The organism is Bradyrhizobium sp. 23, assembly GCF_023073295.1.
In the GTDB taxonomy this organism is placed as follows: Bacteria; Pseudomonadota; Alphaproteobacteria; order Rhizobiales; family Xanthobacteraceae; genus Bradyrhizobium; species Bradyrhizobium canariense_D.
Genome location: NZ_JADPJF010000088.1, coordinates 82,268 through 84,488 on the forward strand (window position 1 = coordinate 82,268; position 2,221 = coordinate 84,488).

1 protein-coding gene is annotated in these 2,221 nt (G+C 65.2%); it reads left to right on the plus strand.

Annotated features, from left to right (window positions below; genetic code table 11):
• Nucleotides 1-17: 17 nt before the first annotated feature.
• Nucleotides 18-2,186 (plus strand): acetate--CoA ligase family protein, encoded by a 2,169-nt coding sequence (locus IVB32_RS21290; RefSeq protein WP_247369125.1) that lies wholly within the window; start codon nucleotides 18-20, stop codon nucleotides 2,184-2,186.
• The last annotated feature ends 35 nt before the right edge of the window (nucleotides 2,187-2,221 follow it).

The window sequence follows — 2,221 nt, forward strand, 5'->3', positions numbered from 1 at the left end:
ACAATTGGAATCTGCACATGCCGCATCCGCTCGACAGCTTCTTTGCACCCGCCAGCATCGCGCTGATCGGTGCTTCGCGCGATCACGAGAAGATTCCGGGGCGCCTGCTGTCGATGTTGCGCAAGAACGAGTATCCCGGAAAAATCTATCCGGTGAACCCGAACTACGCCGAGATCGACGGCCTCATTTGCTACAAATCGATCACCGACATCGGCGCGCCGGTCGATCTCGCAATCATCCTCATCCCCGCCCGCGCGGTGCTCGCCGCGCTCGAACAATGCGCCGCCGCCGGCGTGAAGAACGCTGTTATCATCTCCTCCGGCTTCGCCGAGGAGGGCGGGGAGAGCGCGGCGATGCAGGACGCGATCGCGGGGCTGGCGAGGCGCACCGGCATGCGGATTTCCGGTCCGAATGCCGAAGGCTTTTTCAGCCAGAAGCAGCGCGTGGCGGCGACGTTCAGTCCCGCCGTGGACGTCAAGCCGAGCGTGGTGCCGCTGGTCGCCACGACGAAGCGGATCGGCATCGTGGCGCAGAGCGGCGGCATCGGCTTTGCGTATTATCACCGCGCCAGTGCGCTCGGCATTGCCGTGAGCTATGTCGTCAGTGCCGGCAACGAATCCGATCTCGGGGCCGGCGAGTTTCTGGATTACATGGTGCAGGACGCTTCAACGGACGTGATCCTGCTGTTCATCGAAGGCATTCGCGACGTCGACAAGTTTCTCGCGGCAGCGCGGCGCGCCGCCGAACTGAAAAAGCCTGTCATCGTCACGAAGGTCGGCCGCTCCGGCGCCGGGATGCGCGCGGCCGCCTCGCACACCGCGAGCATGGCCGGATGGTCGGCGGCCTACGACGCGGTGTTCGCCAAATATGGCTTCATCGTCTCCAACGATCTCGACGAGGCGCTGACGATCGCAGCTGTGCTTGCGAGCAATCCGTTGCCGAAAGGCGATCGCGTCGCCGTGGTCACCGTCTCCGGCGGCGCCGGCATCTGGGGCGCCGATGCCGTGGCGCTGCAAGGCTTGCAGGTGCCGGAGCTCTCCGAAAAAGTCCAGGCGGAGATCAGCGCGCTGATGCCGTCCTACGGCACCGCGCGCAACCCGATCGACGTCACGGCGCAGGGCGTGACCTCGGGCGGCTTGCAAAAGAGCGTCGATGTGCTCACCGCGTCGGACGAGATCGACGCAATCCTGATCGTGCTGTCGCTGTCGAGCGACGTCCGGAAGCCCTTCAAGGAAGCCGAGCTGACGCCGGTGCTGGCCGCGCAGCACAAGCCGGTGGTGTTCTATTCCTACACGGTACCGTCCGATTTCGCGCGGCGCGAGCTTGCCAAATCCGGCGTCGTGGTGCTCTCCGGCCTCACTTATGTCGGCGTCGCGATGCGGCAGCTCGTCGATTATGCCACCTTCGAGCTGCAGAGGCCCGCGGACGGGGCGCAAGTCCCCGCGCGGGACATCTCAGCACAGCTGAAATCGCCTGCGCTCTCGGAAGCCGACAGCAAGACATTGCTCCGCGCCGCCGGCATCGCGCTGCCGGATGAAGTGCTGATGAAGGACAAGGGCGAGCTCGATGATGCCGTCGCCCGCGTCGGCTTTCCGGTGGTGCTGAAGATCCAGTCGCCGGACATCGCGCACAAGAGCGAGGTCGGCGGCGTGCGCGTCAATATCACCACAAAGGGCGAAGCGTTTCTGGCGTTCGAGGCGCTGCTCAACAATGTGCGCCAGCACAGGCCTGAGGCGGCCATTCAGGGCGTGCTGGTCTGCCCGATGGCGAAGCAGGGTGTCGAGATCATCGTCGGCACCATGACAGACGCGACGTTCGGGCCGATGGTGATGGTGGGCCTTGGCGGCATCACGACCGAATTGTTCCGCGACGTCGTCTACCGCCCGGCGCCGGTCAGCGCAGAAGAAGCCGGCACGATGCTGGCGCGCTTGAAAGCCGCGCCGCTGCTGACGGGATTTCGCGGGGCGGCGATGGCGGATGTTGCGGCGGTGTCGCAGTTGATCGCGGACATTTCCGTGCTTGCCGCGCAACATGCAGAGGAGATCGCGGAGATCGAGCTCAACCCGGTGCTGGTGCACGCGGAAGGGCAGGGCGTGACGATCGTGGACGCGCTGGTGGTGGGGCGGAGATCATCCCTCTCCCCTTGTGGGAGAGGGTGGCTCGCCGCGAAGCGGCGAGACGGGTGAGGGGTCTCTCTCCACAAGCGCAAGAGAATGGCTTT

Excerpts from the sequence above, each read along its gene's own strand:
- IVB32_RS21290 (WP_247369125.1), top strand. The coding sequence starts at position 18 with ATGCCGCATCCGCTCGACAGCTTCTTTGCACCCGCCAGCATCGCGCTG.